The 3,075-nt window shown below is 43.7% G+C and carries 3 protein-coding genes; all 3 read left to right on the forward strand.

Annotated features, from left to right (window positions below):
* Positions 1-1,394, forward strand: a 1,394-nt coding sequence (gene carB, locus WBA23_RS04270; RefSeq protein ID WP_424581010.1) for a carbamoyl-phosphate synthase large subunit, incomplete at its 5' end; no start/stop codon positions are given.
* Positions 1,395-1,510: 116 nt separating this feature from the next.
* Positions 1,511-1,888, forward strand: coding sequence for a hypothetical protein (locus WBA23_RS04275; RefSeq protein ID WP_424581011.1), 378 nt, complete (start codon positions 1,511-1,513; stop codon positions 1,886-1,888).
* Between the two features lie 71 nt (positions 1,889-1,959).
* Positions 1,960-2,850: an Rpn family recombination-promoting nuclease/putative transposase gene (locus WBA23_RS04280; protein ID WP_424581012.1), complete on the forward strand. Its 891-nt coding sequence runs from the start codon at positions 1,960-1,962 to the stop codon at positions 2,848-2,850.
* The last annotated feature ends 225 nt before the right edge of the window (positions 2,851-3,075 follow it).

Here is a 3,075-nt window from a genome sequence, read left to right on the forward strand (position 1 = left end):
AGCAACACTCCCTAGATGATCTTCCAGTGGAACTAATGCGGGAAGCCAAGGAGAAAGGCTACGCGGATCGACAGATTGCCCACTTGTTAGATTGTCTGGAGAGCGAAGTACACGGCAAACGCAAAGAGATGAGTATCAACCGGGTGTACAAACTGGTAGATACCTGCGCCGCCGAGTTTGTAGCGCAGACTCCCTACTACTACTCCACCTTTCAGCAGGAGAACGAATCTATCCCATCGGATCGGAAGAAAATTGTGGTGCTCGGTTCCGGCCCTAACCGCATTGGGCAAGGTATTGAGTTCGACTACTGCTGCGTGCACGGAGTGCTAGCCGCCAAGGAGATGGGCTACGAAACCATCATGATTAACTGCAATCCCGAAACGGTTTCTACCGACTTCGACATTGCCGATAAGCTCTACTTTGAGCCAGTTTTCTGGGAGCATATTTACGACATCATCCAGCACGAACAGCCCGAAGGAGTGATTGTGCAACTCGGCGGACAAACCGCCCTGAAGCTAGCTGAAAAGCTCGACCGCTACGGTATTCCGATTATCGGTACTAACTATCAATCGTTGGATTTAGCCGAAGATCGCGGACGCTTCTCAACACTACTCAAAGAAAACGATATTCCTTATCCCAACTTCGGAACGATCTCTGACGCTGAATCAGCTCTGGAGCTTTCCAAAGAAATTGGTTTTCCACTGTTGGTGCGTCCGTCGTACGTACTAGGGGGGCAAAGCATGAAGATCGTGATTAATGAGCAGGAACTGGAGAAGCATGTGGTGAACATCCTAAACGAAATGCCCGGTAATCATATTCTGCTTGATCACTTTCTGGAAGGAGCCATTGAAGCCGAAGCCGACGCTATTTGCGATGGCGAAGATGTGCACATCGTCGGCATTATGCAGCACATTGAACCCGCCGGAATCCACTCGGGTGATTCTTACGCGGTGCTCCCGCCCTATAACCTAGGTGACTTTGTGATGCAGCAAATTGAGGCGTATACTAAAAAAATTGCTTTGGCTTTGAATACTGTCGGCCTGATTAATATTCAGTTTGTGGTAAAAGACGATAAGGTCTACATTATTGAAGCCAATCCCCGGGCCTCGCGTACCGTACCGTTCATCTGCAAAGCCTACCGCGAGCCCTACGTGAACTACGCCACCAAAGTGATGCTGGGCGAAAAGAAGGTAAAAGACTTTGACTTTAACCCCCACAAGCAGGGCTACGCCATCAAAGTACCCGTCTTCTCCTTCCACAAGTTCCCCAACGTAAACAAGGAGCTCGGCCCCGAAATGAAATCCACCGGCGAAGCCATCTACTTCATCGACGACCTACTGGACGACTACTTCTTAGATATTTACAGCGAACGGAATTTGTACTTGAGTAAGTAGTGGATAGGGAAGATGTTATTAGTATAGTAAAAATAGTAATAATAAGTCTCCGTTACCCTACAGATATTGATGGATAACGGAGACATTGCCATTATCAATTTGTTGTGCCTAATTGAATGAAGAACAGTATCTTAATAGCTATTACCGTTATCATCGCAATATTTTTCATTCTGTATAATTTACCGATAGAATTATACAATAGAAAAGAGATTGAACGAGGGAACGAATTGATAAATAGTATAGATAGGTATTATCATAAAGAAGGGAATCTTCCTGCTAACAATGATTGGGAAGCGTTAAGGAAGATTGGATTTACAAGAGAAGAAATGGGAAGAGCATATCCAGAAATAAGAAACCTCAATGACTCAACCTATGAATTGATATTTACCATCGGATTTGATCCGCCATATTTGATGTGGAATTCGAATGAAAAAAAATGGAAAGAAGATTTTCCTTCAATTTCTGAATCTTGGATGGAAAAGGATGAAAACTAGGCACAACATCGCTCAGCCCTCATTGAAGAAGAAATCTGCACCTAAGCGTTATTGATGGCAAATTCGTATCTTTGCTCAAAAAAAGACTGATGGAAGAGCAAAGAGAAAAGTACATCAATCCATTCACCGATTACGGATTCAAGCGACTGTTTGGCGAAGAACCGAATAAGGATTTGTTGCTTGATTTCCTGAACGAACTACTCAAGCACGAACAAGGTCGAATCACTGAGCTGACGTACTTAAAGACTGATAAATTAGGAAGCAGCGAAGAAGACCGGAAGGCTGTCTTTGATCTGTATTGCCAAAACGCACGAGGGGAAAAATTCATCGTAGAACTTCAAAAGACAAAACAAAAGTTTTTCAAAGACCGAACGGTCTACTATTCAACGTTTCCTATCCGCGAGCAAGCCCAAAGAGGATCGGATTGGACATTTGAATTGAAAGCGGTGTACACGGTAGCCATTCTGGACTTCGTTTTTGACGAAGATCAAAACGAACCCAATAAGTTCCGCTACGACGTAAAGCTAACTGATATAGAAACTTGTCAGGTATTCTATGACAAGCTAACTTTCGTGTACTTGGAAATGCCCAAGTTCCAAAAGGACATCAAGGAGTTAAAGACGAAGTTTGAGAAATGGATGTTCGTGATCCGTAACCTGAACAAACTGGACAGGGTACCGGACGAACTACGGGAAGGCATCTTTGAAAGGTTGTTTGAGGTGGCCGAGATTGCTCGGTTCAGTCCGGAAGAGGTGCAAGCCTACGAGGACAGTCTAAAGTCGTATCGGGATTTAAAGAACTCTTTAGATACTGCTTTTGAAGAAGGGATAGAACAAGGGATAGAACAAGTGGCAATAAACGGTATCAAGCAGGGAAAAAGCGACGAACTGATCATGGAGTTGACCGGATTGAATTTGGAGCAGATAGAGTACCTAAAGGAAAAAATAGAAAACGAGGGGTAATAAGAGCTATGCGATAATGCTCGCTATCGCTCACATTACGCCTACCCAAACCGTTAAATGATAATACTTGATCTGCTCAACACGGGTATGACTACCGAAGAAGTAAAAATAAATGAGTAAAGAAGTTACAAATACAGCATTCTACAACCAAGTTGTTGAACTACTACGCATAGCGAGAGGTAAGGTAGTTCAAACGATAAATAAGACTATGGTATTGGTGTACTT

It is taken from the genome of Tunicatimonas sp., assembly GCF_049647865.1.
GTDB lineage: Bacteria > Bacteroidota > Bacteroidia > Cytophagales > Cyclobacteriaceae > Tunicatimonas.

Coding starts and splice junctions, on each gene's coding strand:
- WBA23_RS04275 (WP_424581011.1), top strand. CDS start 1,511: ATGAAGAACAGTATCTTAATAGCTATTACCGTTATCATCGCAATATTT.